Genomic DNA, 16,512 nt, shown 5'->3' on the forward strand with positions numbered 1-16,512 from the left:
TAACTTACAGCTATCTTAAATTTAAACCAATCAATTTTGATTTTGTCATCTCTTCTACTGCATATTTAATACCTTCTTTTCCAGTACCACTATTTTTAAAGCCACCAAATGGCATATTGTCAGTTCTGAAAGTAGGCTGTTTATTTACAAATACTGTACCTGCTTCAATTTCATTAGCACATCTTAAACCATTTCTAAAGCTTTCTGTATAAACTCCTGCATTAAGACCATAATCAGTATTGTTAGCTTCTTTTATAGCCTCATCAACTGAATTTACTCTAATTATTGGAGCTATTGGACCAAAAGTTTCATTTACAACTAAATCCATATCTGAAGTTACATTGTCAAGGACTGTTGGTTTGTAAAATGTTCCATCCCTTTGAGCACCACATAACACTTCGGCACCATCTTTGATCGCATTGCTAACAGCTTCTTCAACCATAATAGCTGCACTTTCATGTATTAAAGGGCCAACATCTGTACTTTCATCTAAAGGATTTCCAATTTTAAGTTTAGATGTTTGCTTAACTAATTTTTCTGCAAATTCATCAGCTATTGAATTATCTACAATAACCCTTTTAACTCCCATACATACCTGACCTGCATTGAGATATGCTCCTCTCATTACACCTAACACTGCTTCATCAACATTGGCATCGTCAAGAACAACTAATGGATCATTTCCACCTAATTCCAAAGTAACCTTTTTCATTCCTGCCCTATTTGCAATTGACAGACCAGTTGCAACACTTCCAGTAAATGAGATTTTATCAACATCAGGAGAAGTAACTAATGCATCTCCAACCTCGGTTCCATAGCCTGAAACTGTATTTATTACACCTGCTGGAAATACTTCATCTACAAGCTCTGCAAACTTCATTATTGTTAAAGGTGCATCAAGGGGTGGTTTAATAACTACTGTATTTTTTGCAGCTATTGCTGGAGCCAGTTTATGGATTGACAGATTGAGTGGATAGTTAAAAGGAGTTATGGCTCCAACAACACCTAATGGCACTTTTTGAGTGAAAGCAAAGAATCCTTTTCCATTAATACCTGCATCCAATGGTACTGTTTCACCATAAATACGCTTTGCTTCTTCTGCAGATAGCTTTAGTGTTTCAATTGAACGGTCAAGTTCAACCAATGATTCTTTTATTGGCTTACCAACTTCCAAAGTCAATAGTTTTGCTAATTCTTTTTTATTTTCTTTTAATTTTTCATAGACTTCATATAATTTATTTGAAACTTTAAAGGCAGACATTTCAGCAATTGCTTTTTTAGCTTTAACTGCAGATTCAATAGCTAAATCAACATCCTGCAAGTGTGCAATAGGTACAGTGTCTACCACATCACCATTATATGGATTTTTTACTTCAAATAAATCATCACCAGCTATTTTATTCCCATTAATTAGCATGTCCACATTATCACCTTATTTTTCAATTATATTTCAATTCTATTTAAAATATTCCATCATTCCATTTATTGCATTATCTAAATTTTGCATCTCTGTTGAGTTAATTTCACCAGACAAATCATTTAGATAATTTTTATAGGCAATTAATAGCACCATAACGATTACAATAATCCCGCCAATTATTAATATAAATTCTGCTGCTGCCTGAGCTTTATTATCCATTCTATCACATACCAAATAATATTGATGATCCAAAACTTGAAATTACAAAATAGATTCCATAAGAGACAAAAACAAGAGGTATTGCAAATTTTATTCCTTTTTTAAACTCACCATACATTACAAGACTCATTATAATACCTATTAAAAAGGAATGAATAACCAGATAACATTGTCCTGCAATTGGAGCATAGGTGATGACTTCTGAAGTTTTTCCAAAGCTTTCCATAAATCCCCCATAAACCGAAACCATTCCTAAAGAAAATGGGCTGGCTATTATAGCTGCAATTATTAAAAACATCACAGCCATCATTACAGAGGATTTTCTCTCTCTTTTAAGTGCCAAAATATCTCTTAAATCATTTGAGATATCCATTATTACATCTGCTAAACTGGAACCGCTTTTTCTACCATCTAAAATTATGGTAAACACTCTTTCAAGCTCTTTTGAGTTTAGGCGATTACTCATTGAAATCCATGCTTCATCAAAGTTTCTTCCAATTTTTATTTCAAGAAGCGTTCTTCTCATTTCATCATAAAGTGGACCTTCACCATATTTTGAAATATCATCCATAGCACTTTCAAAACTTAATCCAACCTGAAGCATTGAAGCCAGTTGTCTTAAAAAGTCTGGAGCTGAGCGTTCTACATCTGCTGCTCTTTTTTCTTGTTTCATAAAACAATATATCATGAAAGCAGGAATAATGAAAAAAGGAATAGCTAATACAAAAGTAGGAACATTCAGAATAAAAATAGTTAAAATAAAAGCAATTTCTAAAAGTAAAATTAAAAAAGTTAAAATAGCTAAAATTTCATATGCTTCTGTAAAAATTCCTGAAACAAATAAAAATTCTTGAATTTTAGATAAATGTTTTTCAGATATTTTATTTTGGTAAAATTCTGAAAATAAAGAAATTAATTTGATTTTCATAAGAATAAATAAGAAAACAAATAATATAAACTCTCAGTTATCTGGAAAATCAAAAATACATGACTATTCAATTATTGCTGGAAGGTTACCTAAAATCCTTGCTTTATTATCAATAGCTACAGTATCTTCAAGCCTTACACCAAAATCCCCTTCAAGATAAATTCCAGGCTCGACAGTTATAACCATTCCTTTTTCAATTATGGTTTCATCTTTAGTTGAAAATGAAGGAGTTTCATGAATATCCAAACCTAAACTATGTCCAGTTGAGTGAATATACTTATCACCATAACCATATTCAGAGATTATGTCACGAGCCACCTTGTCAATTTCGCAGCATTTGATTCCAGGTTTTATTGCTTTAATTGCATTATCATGAGATTCTTTTACAATGTCAAATATTTCCTGTTGTTTTTCTGAATAAACCATTGTTCTTGTATTGTCAGAGCAATATCCATCATATTTAGCCCCCCAGTCAACCAAAATTATATCATCAATTGCTTTTGGCTTGGGAACTGCATGAGGCAAGCTAGTGGCTGAACCACTAACTAGAATTGTGTCAAAAGATTCACCTTCACCACCATATTCCCTCATTAATCCTCCAAGCTCATATGCAGAAGTATTTTCAAAGGATTTTGACTCTCTTAAAGATAAAATATCCAAGTCTACAAATGCCTTTTGTGCAATCTCTGTAGCCTTATCGATTTTAGCTATTTCATCAGAAGTTTTTATTGCTCTTTGTTTATTTATAAAAATTTCACTAGCTATCTTAAAATCATCACTAAACTTCTCATATGTACTGTATTCTAAAGAAGGTTCGATAGCTAAATTCTTAATTTCCCCTTTAAGTTCAGCTATCATTTCACTGAAGGATTCAAATTCTTTAACTTCAATTGTTGATGTTTTATTAGCTATTTCCATATCCATTTTAGAAGCATAAATTACTGGATTTTCTTTAAGAACACAAAATGCAAAACTTGTAGGCATATAATTAGAAATATACTTTATATTTGAGAAGTCTGCTAATAAATATCCTTGATAATCTTTATCAGACATTTCCTTTAAAATATTATTAATATGAAAGTCATTTATTTCTTTATTCATGATAAAACACAACCTATAATTATATAAAACAGATTAATTATTTAAAATTTAAGGAAAAAATTTTATATGTAAAACAAGATAAGATTTATTCATGTTTAAATTTACAAGTAATGAAATAAGAGATTTAATTATATCTTTTTTTGTTATCTCACTTTCTTTTACAATATTATATGTTGGAAGAAATTTAAATGGAATTTGGTTCTTCCTGCCAATGGTAATGGTCGGAGTGGGTCTTGGTTTTATTCTTCATGAATTAGGCCATAAATTTGCATCAATGAGATATGGATACTGGGCAGAATATAAATTATGGCCAGTAGGACTTGTTATTGCATTAATAAGTTCATTTGTTGGATTTGTATTTGCAGCCCCTGGTGCAGTATACACTTATGGAAATTATATAGATTATGAAAAAAATGGTAAAATTTCCATTGCAGGACCAGTAGTTAACATAATTCTTGCTTTAATCTTTTTAGCAGTAGCTACTATTATTTATCCATTTTTAAATCCAATTGATTTAACTTCACAAATCATATTCCTAACCTGTTCTTTAGGTTTTTCAATTAACAGTTATTTGGCTGTATTTAACATGATCCCAATATGGAATTTAGATGGATCTAAAGTTTTAAGATGGAATGGAGTTATCTGGTTTGTTACAATAGCTATTGCTGGAGCAATGACCTACTTATCCATGACAATGGGAGTAGAAACTATAGTTAGAATAATTTTAGGGTTTTAAACAATGTTAAATGATAATGAAATTAAATTTTTCAATGGTACACATAGGATTATCCCACCTGAAAAAACACTTGAAAACAATGAAAAGAAACTTAAAATAGCCGGAATAACACGTATGACCGATATCACAGATTTAGATAGAATTGGAATACCTGTTTTTTCAGCTATCCGTCCAACAGCACAGGATGGAGGGGTTAGTGTTTATGCAGGTAAAGGTATTGGAAAAAGTCAGGCAAGAGCTTCTGCAATGATGGAAGGTTTTGAGAGATATTCTGCTGAAAAACAGGATGATGAAAACATTACAGAAGGAACAATAGATGAAATCAGTCAAAAAGGAGAATTCATCAATCCTGAAGAATTAAACCTGCCGAATAATCTTGATACTGATAGGCTAAATGAAATGAAACTTGAATGGAATCTTGCCTATGATTTAATCAGTGAAAAGGAATATTATGTTCCCTCAAATGCAATATTCCACCCTTATATCCCATCAGCCAATACCCAAGCATTATTTAAAGGAAATACAAATGGTCTCGCCTCTGGAAATGTTTTAGAGGAAGCTATTCTTCATGGAGCTTTTGAAGTTATTGAAAGAGATGCATGGAGCATTTTTGAACTAACCAAAAAGAATTCCAAAGAAATTGACCAATCCACCATTGAAAGTGAAACAATTAACAACATTCTGGCTAAATTTAAAGAAAATGACATTAATATCAAATTAATGGATTTAACAGCAGATGTTAAAGTACCAACAATAGCTGCATCAAGTGATGACACACTTCTAAAGGATCCAGGACTATTAACTTTAGGTGTTGGAACTCATTTAAATCCAGAAATAGCTGTTTTAAGAGCATTAACTGAAGTGGCTCAAAGTAGGGCAACACAGATTCATGGAGCTCGTGAAGACACTGTTAGAGCAGATTTTATGCGTAAAGCAGGCTATGAAAGAATGAAAAGAATAAACCATCATTACTTTGATGAAGAGGAAGATAAGCTTAACTTCTCAGATATTGAAGATAAAAGTACCAAATCAATAACTGAAGATATCCAAATTACAAAAGAGGAACTGGAAAAAAGAGATATTAAAAACTTCCTTTATTACAATTTAACACGTCCAGAAATTGGAGTCAATGTAGTTCGGGTAGTTATTCCTACAATGGAACTTTATTCTATTGACAGCACCAGAGCAGGAACAAGATTTTTAAATGTGTGATATACCATGAAAAAGATAATTATCTATACTGGTCTCTCTTTACCCTTTGAAGAAGCCAAAAAGATTTTAAACACAACTGAAGATGCTGAAATTATCTACAAAAGACCAATTCAAAGAGGAGACATTGGTGAGGCTTTAAAAGAAAATCCAGACATAATAGCTATTGTTGATGGCGTTTTTCAGCAAGCATCACCAGTTGCACATAAAGAAATTTTACAGGCCATTAACAGTGGCGTGGAAGTCCTTGGATCATCAAGTATGGGTGCTTTAAGAGCTTCAGAACTGGACAGTCTTGGAATGAAAGGAATTGGATATGTATATAATGCCTATGCAACTGGAAAAATAGCTTCAGATGATGATGTTGCTGTTGTAATGGACAGTGAAACCTTAGAACCATTGTCTGTTCCTTTAGTAAATATGGATTATGTATTTGCCAATGCGGTTAATGAAAATGTAATTTCTGAAGATGAAAAAAATGAGTTAATTAAAATAGCTAAAGAAACTTTTTATCCTAAAAGGAATTATACCCAATTATTTAAAGAATGTAGCTTAAAAGAGGATAAAAAAGATGAATTAATTGATTTTGTAAACTCTTCTCCAGATATTAAAAAAGAAGATGCAAAAGAACTTTTAAACTACATTAAAGATGAATTGATTTAAATGAATCTTCAAGAAAAAATCAGCAATGTTAAAAACTTTATTAAAGATAAAAAAATAGCTATTTCTTTTTCTGGCGGTGCAGACAGTACTTTAATTGCATATTTGGCAGCGCAGGTATCTGACAATCCAATTGCAATTACTGTTGATAACAAAATAATGCCTGAAGGTTTTGTTGAAAATGCTAAAGAAATAGCTGGTGAATTTGGATTAAAGCACATAATCATAGATATTGATTTTTTCAAAAGTGACATTATTCTAAACAACCCTAACCGCTGTTTTTTATGTAGGAAATCAATGTATGAAGAAATCAAAAAGGTAGCCTCTGAAAATGGCTGTGAATTTATTGTGGATGGAACCAATTTAAGTGATTTAATTCAAGATCGCCCAGGAATACTAATAAATTATGAAAATAATATTCAAAGCCCCTTTGTTAAAGCCCAGTTGACTTCAGAAGAAATCCACAACTACTTAGATGAAAACAACATCCCCTACTCTAAGTCTACAACATGCATGGCAACTAGATTACCCTTTAAAACAGAAGTAACTAAGGAAGAAATATCTAAAATTGACAGCTATGAAAAATTCATAAAAGAGGTTAGTGGATGTGATGTTGTTAAAGTTAGAAAATATTATGATTCCTATGTGTGTGAAGTTGATGATTTAGATAAAATAACTGGCACCAATACATTAAAACAGATTTATGATAAATTAAATGAAAGAAGTAACAATAAAGTACTTTTAAATTTATCCTCTATTAAAGATAATGAAAGAATAATCCTTGAGTACAATGAAGGTGCATTCCAATATAAATTACCATACAACATAAACCTTGAAAATACAAAAAAAGAACTGGAAAAGGATAATATAAATACAAAATTAGAAATCAAAAAAAATGGAATAGTGAAAGGTAATAATTTTAATAGCTATAACCAAGCCATTAATGAATTCATAAAGATATTACCTTACATTAGAAGAACTATTTAATAATTCCTTTTATTAAATTACTCTTTTTTATTTTTAAGTTCTTCATATTTTTTTAAAACAATATCAGGAGTTTCAATATTTTTTTCAAAAGTTTTTTCAAAAGGAACTCTTCCTTCTTCATTCTCAACACTTTTGAAACCGGATAATAAAAGCTGTTTCCCATCAATCTTAAATCCTACATCATCTGCCATTACTTCATCAAGATTAATTTCAAGCATTGATGCATCCTCAAGATTGGAATCCGCCTTAACGGAATACTTCAAATATAAATTTTTATGAGGCATAAGTTCATTAATTGTTCTTTTGACAACAGAATCAAAAAGTTCTAAAAACTTAACAACTGGTGGCAATTCATTAGCCCAATAATAAGCAAGAACTGAATTTAAAACAATTTCATGTTCAACAAAATCATCTTTAAGTCTTGCTCTAACACCAATTGTAGAATTTTCAACAGTTTTTATTACAAGAATTGGATTAAGCCCCATTTTATCACAGAAATTAAATTAATGCTTTAATTAAGTCACTAGCCCTTACAAGACCTACTAATTCCCCATCTACACCAGTAACTGGAATTTGTTCAATATGTAAAGATTTCATTTTTTTAGCACAATCTGTAACTTTTGTTTTTGTATTAGCTGTTTCCACTTTATCTACAGCTACATCTTTAACTAATTTGTCAGCGAAAATTAATAAATTCTTTTCAATGTATAACACAGAAGTTGAATCCCAAGACCATTTATCTCCTTCAGTTCCAACAGTAGAACTGTGTTCAGAACGATGGGATTTAATTTCACTTTCAGCAATAAAATCAGTTTCAGTTAAAATACCGGCTAATTTTGCTTGATCATTTAATGCTAAAACAGATTTAAGACCAAATTGATTCATTGTTTCAAATGCTACATTTAGGGGAGTTCCAGTCCAAGTAGTTGGTACAGTAGTAATCATATAATCTTCAACAGGACTTGAAATATCTAAATTAGCTAATGCTTGAGATACCAAATCAAAAGAAGTGATAATACCTACTAATTCTTCATCATCATTTACTACAGGAACTCTTCTAACCTGATTATCAATCATTCTTCTAGCAGCTTCTTCAATATCATCATCAGGACTTACAGTAACTAAGTCTCTAGACATTAACATAGCAATTTGATCTTCATCAGGATTACCAATTAAATCAGAACGAGCTAATAAACCAACTAATTTATTAGTGCCTTCTTTAATAACAGGAAGTACAGACCTGTTTTCTTGTCTCATTAAAGTCAATGCTTTTTCCCTGTTTCCCGGAACCGAAACACTAACAACATTTTTTGACATTGCTCTTTTTACTTTCATAATTACACCTTAATCTAAGTTTATAAAAAAATAAAAGAAGTATATAAATTAAAAAATTTAATGTACAACTAAAACAGAACATTTAGCAGATTTACTGACTTTATCAGCAACACTACCCATTAAAAATCTGTCAAATCCAGATTTACCTGAACTACCAATAATAATAAGATCCACATCTTCTTCTTCAGCAGTTTCAAGGATTGCATTAGCTGGAGTACCTTCTTTAATAATGGAACGAACACTTACAGAACTAGCTTTTTCATGAACTAATTCTTCAAATTTGTCAACATTATTTTTTGTGTTCTCTTTTAGTAAATTATTAAGTTCATATACTTCATCATTTAATGGAAGTCCATTAACAAAATTATTTTCAACGGTACTTAAACCAATTAATTCAGCACCTGTTTTTTCAGCAATATAAATTGCTTCTTCTTCTGCTCTTACAGCATGTTCAGATCCATCAGTAGGAACTAAAATTTTATTATACATAATATATCCTCTCCATGAATATTATCTTAACCTATACATCCATAACTATTATAATGTATTTATATTGAAAGGGTATTTTATATGTTTCGTTTCAGTACGATTAATAATACTCAAGTAAGGGTTTTTAGAAAATTGTTTCACCATAAAAAATTGTGCAGGATTATTTTCAGCAATTAATGGTTTTTTAATAATTTCATTAATATCAGATGAACAAACATTTACAGTTGCACATTTTAAAAGATTTTTAGGGTTTAAAATAGTATCTGAACAAATAGCCATTAATTTAAGTGAAAATTCCATCTCTCTAAGCATATTAGGAGAATTTAACATTACATTATCACTACCAATTAAAGGTGAAATACCTAAATTAATGATTTCATTTAAAGGTGAAATACCCACCCCCAAGGTTGCATTTGCCCTTGGACATAAAACAACATTAACATTTGAGTTAGATAAAAGTTCCAAATCATAATCCATAGGGTTTGTGCAATGTACAATTTGGGCAAAATTAGAATCTAAAGCACGTTTAATCTCAGTTCTTTCAGTTTTATTAATAGAATTTAACTGAGCTTCTTTTGATTCTGCAGTATGTATAGATGCAATCTTAGACTTTTTCCTGCATTCCTCAACAATCAGATGAGCTACTTCATCAGTAATTTCACCAAAACCACTAGGTGCAATACCATCTGCAACTTTCAAAAGTTTATTAATAGCTATTTTGACTTTGTGTAAATCAGGGTCATCTCCATAAAAGCTATCGTCACGGCCAAGAATAATTGGAGTTATAGGAATGTCCTCAGCTGCTTTTTTAAGTAATTTAACACCTTTAACCCCACCTTCCCTATAATCAATAAAATGTGAAGTTCCAGATGAAACCATATCCCACATAGACACTTTCATTGAATCAATAATATCCCCATCACTGGCTTTTGAAAGTGCTTTATGTTTTACACCATTAGGAGGTTTAACCATCTCATCAATAGTTAATCCATAACCTTCATCTTTAATTATACTGTCTCCAATATGAGTATGAGCATTTAAAAATGTTGGACAAACAATAAAACCTTCAGCATCAATTATTTCCCCTTTTAAAACATCTTTAGCAATTTCAACAATGACTCCCTCTTCAACAACAATATTTTCATGAACTGGATGAAGATTATTTCCTTTTAATACAGTCCCATTAGCTATAGTATACATCAAGAAATGTTATTTAAATCATATTATTTAAAATTAAAGAAGAACTGTTTCTAAAAAAATATTAAAAAAATAAAATCCTCCTAGAAGGAGGATAAAAAAAACTTAATTTTCTTTTACTGAAATGATGTTTGAAGTAACTGCAGTTCCATGAGACGCAGTTATTATATATTTACCTGGAAGTAGGTCAATATTTAAACTAGCTATTCCATTAGCATTTGTAATTTTAGAATATAACACTCCATTAACATTCATAGTAACAGTTTCACCTTTCAGAGAACTTGAAGACTCAAAAGTGGGAGACACTCCATTAACATTCATAGTAACAGTTTCACCGACTAATGGACAACCAATATTCTTTAGGAAATATTAAAATCTTTATTAAATTTATAAAATTTTTAAAAATTTATATTAAATTCAAAAATCAAACATATACTAATCATAATCTTGGAGATGACTTCTATTAATTCACAAGAAATAAGATACTTTTATCGAAATATTGTAAAAAATGGTAATGTATACCGTATAAAATACAATAATAAAGACTATGGTGAATTTAAAAAATTATCTGAAGCATTATATGAACGTGATTGTCTTTTTTACTGCAATTTTGATTATGATTTACTTGTTGAATGTGATTTAGAAAATAAGTATGAACATATGGAATTACCCCCATTCCCAAAAAAAAGACCAAAAGGGAGGATAAAAGGCCTCAAAATTAATAAAAAAGAAAGAGAAGGAGAAATTCTTTTCAACCATAAGAAAAACAAATTTTACATTCAAAAAGAAGATGAAATATACGGTGAATATGAAACAATGACTGAAGCATATTATGTTAAAAAAACTCTTATGGATAACAACTGGGATAAAGAGTGTTTAAAAAACACCATTACAAAAAGAAAACAATTAAATAAATAAAAAAGGATGAAGATTTTATTCTCCATCGATATGTGCATTTAAAGATTTAACTTTAATTTTATTATTTTGAACTGCTTCAATAGCATTTAATGCAGCTCTTGCACCTGCTAAAGTAGTTACATAAGGAATACCTAATTCAATAGCTAAACGTCTAATTATATAACCATCTTTTGCAGATTGTTTACCTTCAGAAGTGTTAATGATTAAATCAATCTCCTTATTTAAAATTGCATCCCTAATATTTGGAGATCCTTGTGAGATTTTCTTAATTTTTTCAACATCAACACCACAGGCAGCATCAGCAGTTCCACTAGTAGCTACAAGATCAAATCCTAAACTAGCTGCTTTTTCTGCAATAGGAGTAATTTTCTTTTTATCTTGTTCTTTAACACTGATAAATATTTTACCTTTTTTAGGTAAATCCATACCTGCAGCTAATTGAGATTTATAAAATGCCATTCCAAATGTTTCATCAATACCAATACTTTCACCAGTAGATTTCATTTCGGGTCCGAGAATAGTATCAGATTCAGGGAGTTTTAAGAATGGGAATACAGATTCTTTTACAGCCACATGGTTTATTTTAATCTCTTTATTAAGTCCAAAGTCTGCTAATTTAGAACCAGTCATAATCCAAGTTGCTATTTTTGCAAGTGGAATTCCAATAGCTTTACTTACAAATGGAACAGTTCTACTTGCACGTGGATTTGCTTCAATAATGTAAACCATTTCTTCATCAAGTTTTACAGCATATTGAATATTCATTAAACCTTTAACATCTAATTCTAAAGCTAATTTTCTACTGTTTTCACGAATAGTATCTAAAATATGCTCAGGAATAGTTTGTGGTGGAATTACACATGCTGAATCACCAGAGTGAACACCTGCTTCCTCAATATGTTCCATAATTCCAGCTATAAATACTTCTTCACCATCACATAAAATATCTACATCGAGTTCAACAGCATCCTCTAAGAACTTATCAACAAGAATTGGATGTTCAGGAGAGACTTTTACAGCTTCTTTCATATATTCTTCAAGCTCATTGTTGTCGTAAACAATTTCCATTGCTCTTCCACCAATAACATAAGATGGACGTACAAGAACTGGGAAAGATATTTTTTCAGCTACTTTTTTAGCTTCTTCAAAGGAATTAGCTGTTCCATAAGGAGCTTGACGTATATGTAATTTATTTAATAATTCTGCAAATAATTCTCTGTCTTCAACTCTATCAATACTTTCATATGGAGTTCCTAAAATTTTAACTCCTGCATTTGCAAGAGGTACTGCTAAGTTAATTGATGTTTGACCACCAAATTGAACAATGACTCCTTCAGGATTTTCTTGTTCAATAATACCCATTACATCTTCAAAAGTTAAAGGTTCGAAGAACAATTTATCTGAAATGTCATAATCAGTACTTACAGTTTCAGGGTTGTTGTTGATTAAGATTGTTTCAATTCCTTCATCTTTCAAAGCAAGAGAAGAATGTACACAACAGTAATCAAATTCAATACCTTGTCCTATTCTAATAGGCCCTGCACCTAAAATTACAATTTTTTTCTTATTGTTAGAAACCAATTCATTACCGAAATCATAAGTACTGTAATAATAAGGTGTTTTTGCTTCAAATTCAGCAGCACATGTATCTACTAACTTATAGGACTGTTTAATATTATGTCTTTTAAGCAAGTTTCTAATATATTCAGTTGTTTGGTTAGTTAGACTAGCTAATTTATTATTAGAGAATCCTAATTGCTTTGCTTTTCTTAGGAAATCAGGATCATCAAGTTTTTCTTCAGATATTTCATTTTCAAAATCAACAATATTTTTAATTTTGTATAAGAAGAATGAATCCATATTAGTTAATTCTTGAATTTTATCAATATCCATTCCATCTTTAATAGCTGAATATAATTGGAATAATCTTTCATCAGTAGGATTTGCTAAGTCCTCTTCAGTATATTTAACATATTCAAATCCATCATGACCCATATCAAGAGATCTAATAGCTTTTTGGAATGCTTCTTCTAAAGTTCTCCCAATAGCCATTACTTCCCCAGTTGCTTTCATTTGAACACCAATTTGGCGATTGATTCCTCTGAATTTATCAAATGGCCATCTTGGGATTTTTACAACTACATAATCAATAGAAGGTTCAAAAGAAGCAGGTGTTTCTTTAGTAATATCATTTTTAATTTCATCTAAAGTTAATCCTAAAGCTATTTTTGAAGATATTTTAGCAATTGGATAACCAGTAGCTTTTGATGCAAGTGCACTACTTCTACTTACCCTTGGGTTTACTTCAATTACTTTATATTCACTAGTTTCAGGATTCACAGCGAATTGAATATTACATCCACCTTGAATTCCAAGTTCACGAATGATTTTAATAGATGCATCTCTTAAAGCTTGAGATTCATCATTGTTTAAATTTTGAGCAGGAGCTACAACAACACTTTCCCCAGTATGGATTCCCATTGGATCAATATTTTCCATGTTACATACAATAATACAAGTGTCTTCTTTATCCCTCATTACCTCATACTCATATTCTTTCCAACCTAAAACAGATTCATCAATGAGAACTTGATTAATAAAACTCATATCCAAACCATGTCTAGTAATTTCGATTAATTCCTCTTCATTATGAGCTACTCCCCCACCAGTACCCCCTAAGGTAAATGCTGGTCTTACGATTACGGGATAACCAATATCTTTTACAGCCTCAATAGCTTCTTCAATACTTTCTACAGCATGGCTTTTAGGAATTGGTTCATTAAGTCTATTCATGAAATTACTGAATAATTCCCTGTCTTCTACATCCTTAATAGTTTGAACATCAGAACCAAGAACTTTAATACCATCTAAAAGTCCTAAATCCCCAAGACCAGTAGCAATATTTAAACCAGTTTGTCCACCCATTGTTGGTAAAATTGCATCAACATTTTCCTTTTTAATAATATCAGCTACAATTTCGGGGGTTAAAGGTTCAGTATAAACAGTATCAGCCATATCCATATCAGTTTGAATAGTAGCAGGATTACTATTTACAAGAACTGTTTCAATTCCTTCCTCTCTAAGTGATTTACATGCTTGTGAACCAGAATAATCGAATTCTGCAGCCTGACCAATTTGAATAGGTCCAGAACCGATTATTAATACTTTTTTAATATCCTTATCAATAGGCATTTTAATCCTCTTAAATTTGTTATTATAAATGGTAATTTTAATTAATATTCATCCATCATTTGAATAAACTCATCAAATATAAATCCAGTATCATTAGGGCCAGGGCCTGCTTCAGGATGGTACTGAATTGTTTTTAAAGGCAATTCTTTATGTTTAAGTCCTTCAGGAGTTCCATCATTTAAGTTAACTTGAGTTAAAACTAAATCAGTTTCATCAAGTGACTCTTTATCAATTGTAAAACCATGATTTTGAGAAGTTATAACTACTTTTCCAGTTTCTAAATCTTTAACTGGTTGATTTGCTCCCCTATGACCAAATTTCATTTTATATGATTTTGCACCAAAAGACCTTGCAATTAGCTGTTGACCCATACAAATACCACAGATAGGTAATCTATTAGCTAATTTTTGCATTGTATCAATTACTTCAACTACTCTTTCAGGATTACCTGGACCAGAAGTAATCATTAATCCATCAGGTTCATAATCTAAAATAGTTTTATAATCAGTATCATAAGGATATAAAATTACACCAACATCCCTATTTAAAAATCCATTAAGAATATTCTTTTTAACACCACAATCAATTAAAGCAACTTTCTTTTCTGCATCTTCATTGAAAATTTTAATTTCATCTGTAGAAACTAAAGGAACTAAATCTCTATCAACAATACTTGGTTGTTCTCTTGCAAGTTTTAATAATTCCTCATCAGAAATGTCTTCAGTTGAAATAGCTCCTTTCATAGAACCTTCTTCACGTATTTTAAGTGTTAAATGTCTTGTATCAATACCACTAATTCCAGGAATCTCAAATTCTTTTAAGAAGTCATCTAAAGTTTTTTGAGATGAAAAGTTAGATACATTTCTACAAACTTCTCTTACAATATAACCATCAGCTTGAATTTTATCAGACTGATACCATTCTTCTTTAACACCATAATTCCCTTCTAAAGGATAAGTAGACATTAAAATTTGACCTTTGAAAGAAGGATCAGTTAATGATTCAACATAACCAACCATACCAGTTGAAAATACAACTTCACCTGTTTTAGTTGTCTCATAACCAAAAGCTTCTCCTTTCAAGATTGTTCCATCTTCTAAAGCTAGTTTAGCCACTTTTACCATTAAATCACCATTTTATAAAAAAATAAATCTTATCTTTAATATTTATGAAATTAATAATTATTAAACTTTCTTAATATCTGAACCAAAATCTTAGCTTACTTATAAAGAGTCACACCTTTTCAAATCTAGGCCAAAATTCAAACTTCTTGTTGAATGAGTTAAAGCACCAGAAGAAATTATATCAACCCCAGCTTCAGCAAACTCACAAATAGTTTCATGATTAATACCACCTGAAACCTCAATTAAAGAATTATTTCTAATTCCCAATTTATTTAATTGATTTAAAACTTCTTTAACCTCCGATGGATCCATATTATCCAACATTACAATATCTGCTTTGTTTTCAACACATTGAATTGCATCTTCTAAAGTTTCAACCTCAATTTCAATCTTTTTAGAGAAGCTTACATTATTTTGAGCTTTTTTAAGAGCATCTAAAGGAGTTCCAACAGCCATTATATGATTATCTTTAATTAAAACCATATCATCAAGTGAAAATCTATGAGTATCAGCACCACCAACAGCAAGTGCATATTTATCAAATTTAGCAATAGCTGGAGCAGTTTTTCTAGTTCCTGCCACAATAACATCATAATCTTTAACTAAATTAACATAATGATTAGCTGCAGTAGCAACCCCGCTCATTCTCATTAATAAATTAAGAACTGTTCTCTCTAACAGAAGAATATCACGAGTATTCCCAACAACATGAATTAACAAATCACCCTTAGAAATTTCAGTTCCATCATTTAAATTAAAGATTACAGTTATATCTCTTGATTCAAAGATTTCACGTGCAATATCAATACCTGCAAGAATTCCATCCTCTTTAGAAAAAATTTGGCCAACAGAAACATCATCCTTATCAATTAAAGCATTTGATGTTACATCACCAAACCCCTCATCTTCTTCAAGCATGTATCTAACTATCTTATCCAAAAAACCACCTTATGTTATAATTATTTAATTTATAAAATATAAAAATTCACTTAAAATT

General features: G+C 30.6%; 17 protein-coding genes. 5 read left to right on the forward strand and 12 right to left on the reverse strand.

The features are described 5' to 3' along the window. Nucleotides 1-10: 10 nt before the first annotated feature. From MBBWO_RS02175 to MBBWO_RS02190, 4 genes are all read right to left on the reverse strand, one after another. Nucleotides 11-1,423 (reverse strand): lactaldehyde dehydrogenase, encoded by a 1,413-nt coding sequence (locus tag MBBWO_RS02175; RefSeq protein ID WP_116669246.1) that lies wholly within the window; start codon nucleotides 1,421-1,423, stop codon nucleotides 11-13. A 33-nt stretch (nucleotides 1,424-1,456) separates the two neighbouring features. Next, nucleotides 1,457-1,639 carry a class III signal peptide-containing protein gene (locus tag MBBWO_RS02180; protein WP_116669247.1) on the reverse strand — a complete coding sequence of 61 codons (183 nt, stop codon included), beginning with the start codon at nucleotides 1,637-1,639 and terminating at the stop codon, nucleotides 1,457-1,459. A gap of 4 nt (nucleotides 1,640-1,643) precedes the next feature. After that, a complete protein-coding gene (locus MBBWO_RS02185) occupies nucleotides 1,644-2,567 on the reverse strand; it encodes a type II secretion system F family protein (RefSeq protein ID WP_116669248.1) in 924 nt (307 codons plus the stop codon). A gap of 63 nt (nucleotides 2,568-2,630) precedes the next feature. Next, complete coding sequence (locus MBBWO_RS02190) at nucleotides 2,631-3,668, reverse strand: M24 family metallopeptidase (RefSeq protein ID WP_116669249.1); 1,038 nt, start codon at nucleotides 3,666-3,668, stop codon at nucleotides 2,631-2,633. 91 nt (nucleotides 3,669-3,759) lie between these two features. Between MBBWO_RS02190 and MBBWO_RS02195 the strand changes: the two genes are divergently transcribed. Genes MBBWO_RS02195 through larE form a run of 4 tightly spaced genes read left to right on the forward strand, consistent with a single transcriptional unit; the run spans nucleotide 3,760 to nucleotide 7,260 of the window. Continuing rightward, nucleotides 3,760-4,404, forward strand: coding sequence for a site-2 protease family protein (locus MBBWO_RS02195; RefSeq protein WP_116669250.1), 645 nt, complete (start codon nucleotides 3,760-3,762; stop codon nucleotides 4,402-4,404). 3 nt (nucleotides 4,405-4,407) lie between these two features. Further along, nucleotides 4,408-5,616 (forward strand): YcaO-related McrA-glycine thioamidation protein, encoded by a 1,209-nt coding sequence (locus MBBWO_RS02200; RefSeq protein ID WP_116669251.1) that lies wholly within the window; start codon nucleotides 4,408-4,410, stop codon nucleotides 5,614-5,616. A gap of 6 nt (nucleotides 5,617-5,622) precedes the next feature. After that, nucleotides 5,623-6,276 (forward strand): TfuA-related McrA-glycine thioamidation protein, encoded by a 654-nt coding sequence (locus MBBWO_RS02205; RefSeq protein ID WP_116669252.1) that lies wholly within the window; start codon nucleotides 5,623-5,625, stop codon nucleotides 6,274-6,276. Further along, complete coding sequence (gene larE, locus MBBWO_RS02210; protein ID WP_116669253.1) at nucleotides 6,277-7,260, forward strand: ATP-dependent sacrificial sulfur transferase LarE; 984 nt, start codon at nucleotides 6,277-6,279, stop codon at nucleotides 7,258-7,260. Nucleotides 7,261-7,277: 17 nt separating this feature from the next. Here larE and MBBWO_RS02215 read toward each other — a convergent pair whose 3' ends face one another. The 5 genes from MBBWO_RS02215 to MBBWO_RS02235 all read right to left on the reverse strand — a co-directional run bounded on the left by MBBWO_RS02215 (nucleotide 7,278) and on the right by MBBWO_RS02235 (nucleotide 10,602). Beyond that, the gene (locus MBBWO_RS02215; RefSeq protein ID WP_116669254.1) at nucleotides 7,278-7,745 is read right to left on the reverse strand and encodes a hypothetical protein; all 468 of its coding nucleotides are present in this window, start codon (nucleotides 7,743-7,745) and stop codon (nucleotides 7,278-7,280) included. A gap of 13 nt (nucleotides 7,746-7,758) precedes the next feature. After that, the gene (locus MBBWO_RS02220) at nucleotides 7,759-8,595 is read right to left on the reverse strand and encodes a CBS domain-containing protein (protein ID WP_116669255.1); all 837 of its coding nucleotides are present in this window, start codon (nucleotides 8,593-8,595) and stop codon (nucleotides 7,759-7,761) included. 57 nt (nucleotides 8,596-8,652) lie between these two features. Next, nucleotides 8,653-9,084: a universal stress protein gene (locus MBBWO_RS02225; RefSeq protein WP_116669256.1), complete on the reverse strand. Its 432-nt coding sequence runs from the start codon at nucleotides 9,082-9,084 to the stop codon at nucleotides 8,653-8,655. Nucleotides 9,085-9,132: 48 nt separating this feature from the next. Then, nucleotides 9,133-10,284, reverse strand: a complete 1,152-nt coding sequence (locus MBBWO_RS02230; protein ID WP_116669257.1) for an amidohydrolase family protein — start codon at nucleotides 10,282-10,284, stop codon at nucleotides 9,133-9,135. 102 nt (nucleotides 10,285-10,386) lie between these two features. Then, the gene (locus MBBWO_RS02235; RefSeq protein WP_116669258.1) at nucleotides 10,387-10,602 is read right to left on the reverse strand and encodes a hypothetical protein; all 216 of its coding nucleotides are present in this window, start codon (nucleotides 10,600-10,602) and stop codon (nucleotides 10,387-10,389) included. Between the two features lie 132 nt (nucleotides 10,603-10,734). Here MBBWO_RS02235 and MBBWO_RS02240 point away from each other — a divergent pair, with 132 nt between their 5' ends. After that, a complete protein-coding gene (locus tag MBBWO_RS02240; protein WP_243408453.1) occupies nucleotides 10,735-11,199 on the forward strand; it encodes a zinc ribbon domain-containing protein in 465 nt (154 codons plus the stop codon). A gap of 15 nt (nucleotides 11,200-11,214) precedes the next feature. Here MBBWO_RS02240 and carB read toward each other — a convergent pair whose 3' ends face one another. The 3 genes from carB to nadC form a co-directional block, all read right to left on the reverse strand. Then, nucleotides 11,215-14,391: a carbamoyl-phosphate synthase large subunit gene (gene carB / locus MBBWO_RS02245; protein WP_116669259.1), complete on the reverse strand. Its 3,177-nt coding sequence runs from the start codon at nucleotides 14,389-14,391 to the stop codon at nucleotides 11,215-11,217. A 41-nt stretch (nucleotides 14,392-14,432) separates the two neighbouring features. Then, a complete protein-coding gene (gene carA / locus MBBWO_RS02250; RefSeq protein WP_116669260.1) occupies nucleotides 14,433-15,515 on the reverse strand; it encodes a glutamine-hydrolyzing carbamoyl-phosphate synthase small subunit in 1,083 nt (360 codons plus the stop codon). A gap of 99 nt (nucleotides 15,516-15,614) precedes the next feature. Then, a complete protein-coding gene (gene nadC, locus MBBWO_RS02255; protein ID WP_116669261.1) occupies nucleotides 15,615-16,454 on the reverse strand; it encodes a carboxylating nicotinate-nucleotide diphosphorylase in 840 nt (279 codons plus the stop codon). Nucleotides 16,455-16,512: the final 58 nt, after the last annotated feature.

This window comes from Methanobrevibacter woesei (assembly GCF_003111605.1).
GTDB lineage: Archaea > Methanobacteriota > Methanobacteria > Methanobacteriales > Methanobacteriaceae > Methanocatella > Methanocatella woesei.

Excerpts from the sequence above, each read along its gene's own strand:
- MBBWO_RS02205 (WP_116669252.1), top strand. The coding sequence starts at position 5,623 with ATGAAAAAGATAATTATCTATACTGGTCTCTCTTTACCCTTTGAAGAA.
- MBBWO_RS02225 (WP_116669256.1), bottom strand. The coding sequence starts at position 9,084 with ATGTATAATAAAATTTTAGTTCCTACTGATGGATCTGAACATGCTGTA.
- MBBWO_RS02185 (WP_116669248.1), bottom strand. The coding sequence starts at position 2,567 with ATGAAAATCAAATTAATTTCTTTATTTTCAGAATTTTACCAAAATAAA.
- MBBWO_RS02240 (WP_243408453.1), top strand. The coding sequence starts at position 10,735 with ATGACTTCTATTAATTCACAAGAAATAAGATACTTTTATCGAAATATT.
- MBBWO_RS02235 (WP_116669258.1), bottom strand. The coding sequence starts at position 10,602 with ATGAATGTTAATGGAGTGTCTCCCACTTTTGAGTCTTCAAGTTCTCTG.
- carB (WP_116669259.1), bottom strand. The coding sequence starts at position 14,391 with ATGCCTATTGATAAGGATATTAAAAAAGTATTAATAATCGGTTCTGGA.
- MBBWO_RS02230 (WP_116669257.1), bottom strand. The coding sequence starts at position 10,284 with ATGTATACTATAGCTAATGGGACTGTATTAAAAGGAAATAATCTTCAT.
- MBBWO_RS02180 (WP_116669247.1), bottom strand. The coding sequence starts at position 1,639 with ATGGATAATAAAGCTCAGGCAGCAGCAGAATTTATATTAATAATTGGC.
- MBBWO_RS02200 (WP_116669251.1), top strand. The coding sequence starts at position 4,408 with ATGTTAAATGATAATGAAATTAAATTTTTCAATGGTACACATAGGATT.
- MBBWO_RS02195 (WP_116669250.1), top strand. The coding sequence starts at position 3,760 with ATGTTTAAATTTACAAGTAATGAAATAAGAGATTTAATTATATCTTTT.
- MBBWO_RS02190 (WP_116669249.1), bottom strand. The coding sequence starts at position 3,668 with ATGAATAAAGAAATAAATGACTTTCATATTAATAATATTTTAAAGGAA.
- MBBWO_RS02215 (WP_116669254.1), bottom strand. The coding sequence starts at position 7,745 with ATGGGGCTTAATCCAATTCTTGTAATAAAAACTGTTGAAAATTCTACA.
- carA (WP_116669260.1), bottom strand. The coding sequence starts at position 15,515 with ATGGTAAAAGTGGCTAAACTAGCTTTAGAAGATGGAACAATCTTGAAA.
- larE (WP_116669253.1), top strand. The coding sequence starts at position 6,277 with ATGAATCTTCAAGAAAAAATCAGCAATGTTAAAAACTTTATTAAAGAT.
- MBBWO_RS02220 (WP_116669255.1), bottom strand. The coding sequence starts at position 8,595 with ATGAAAGTAAAAAGAGCAATGTCAAAAAATGTTGTTAGTGTTTCGGTT.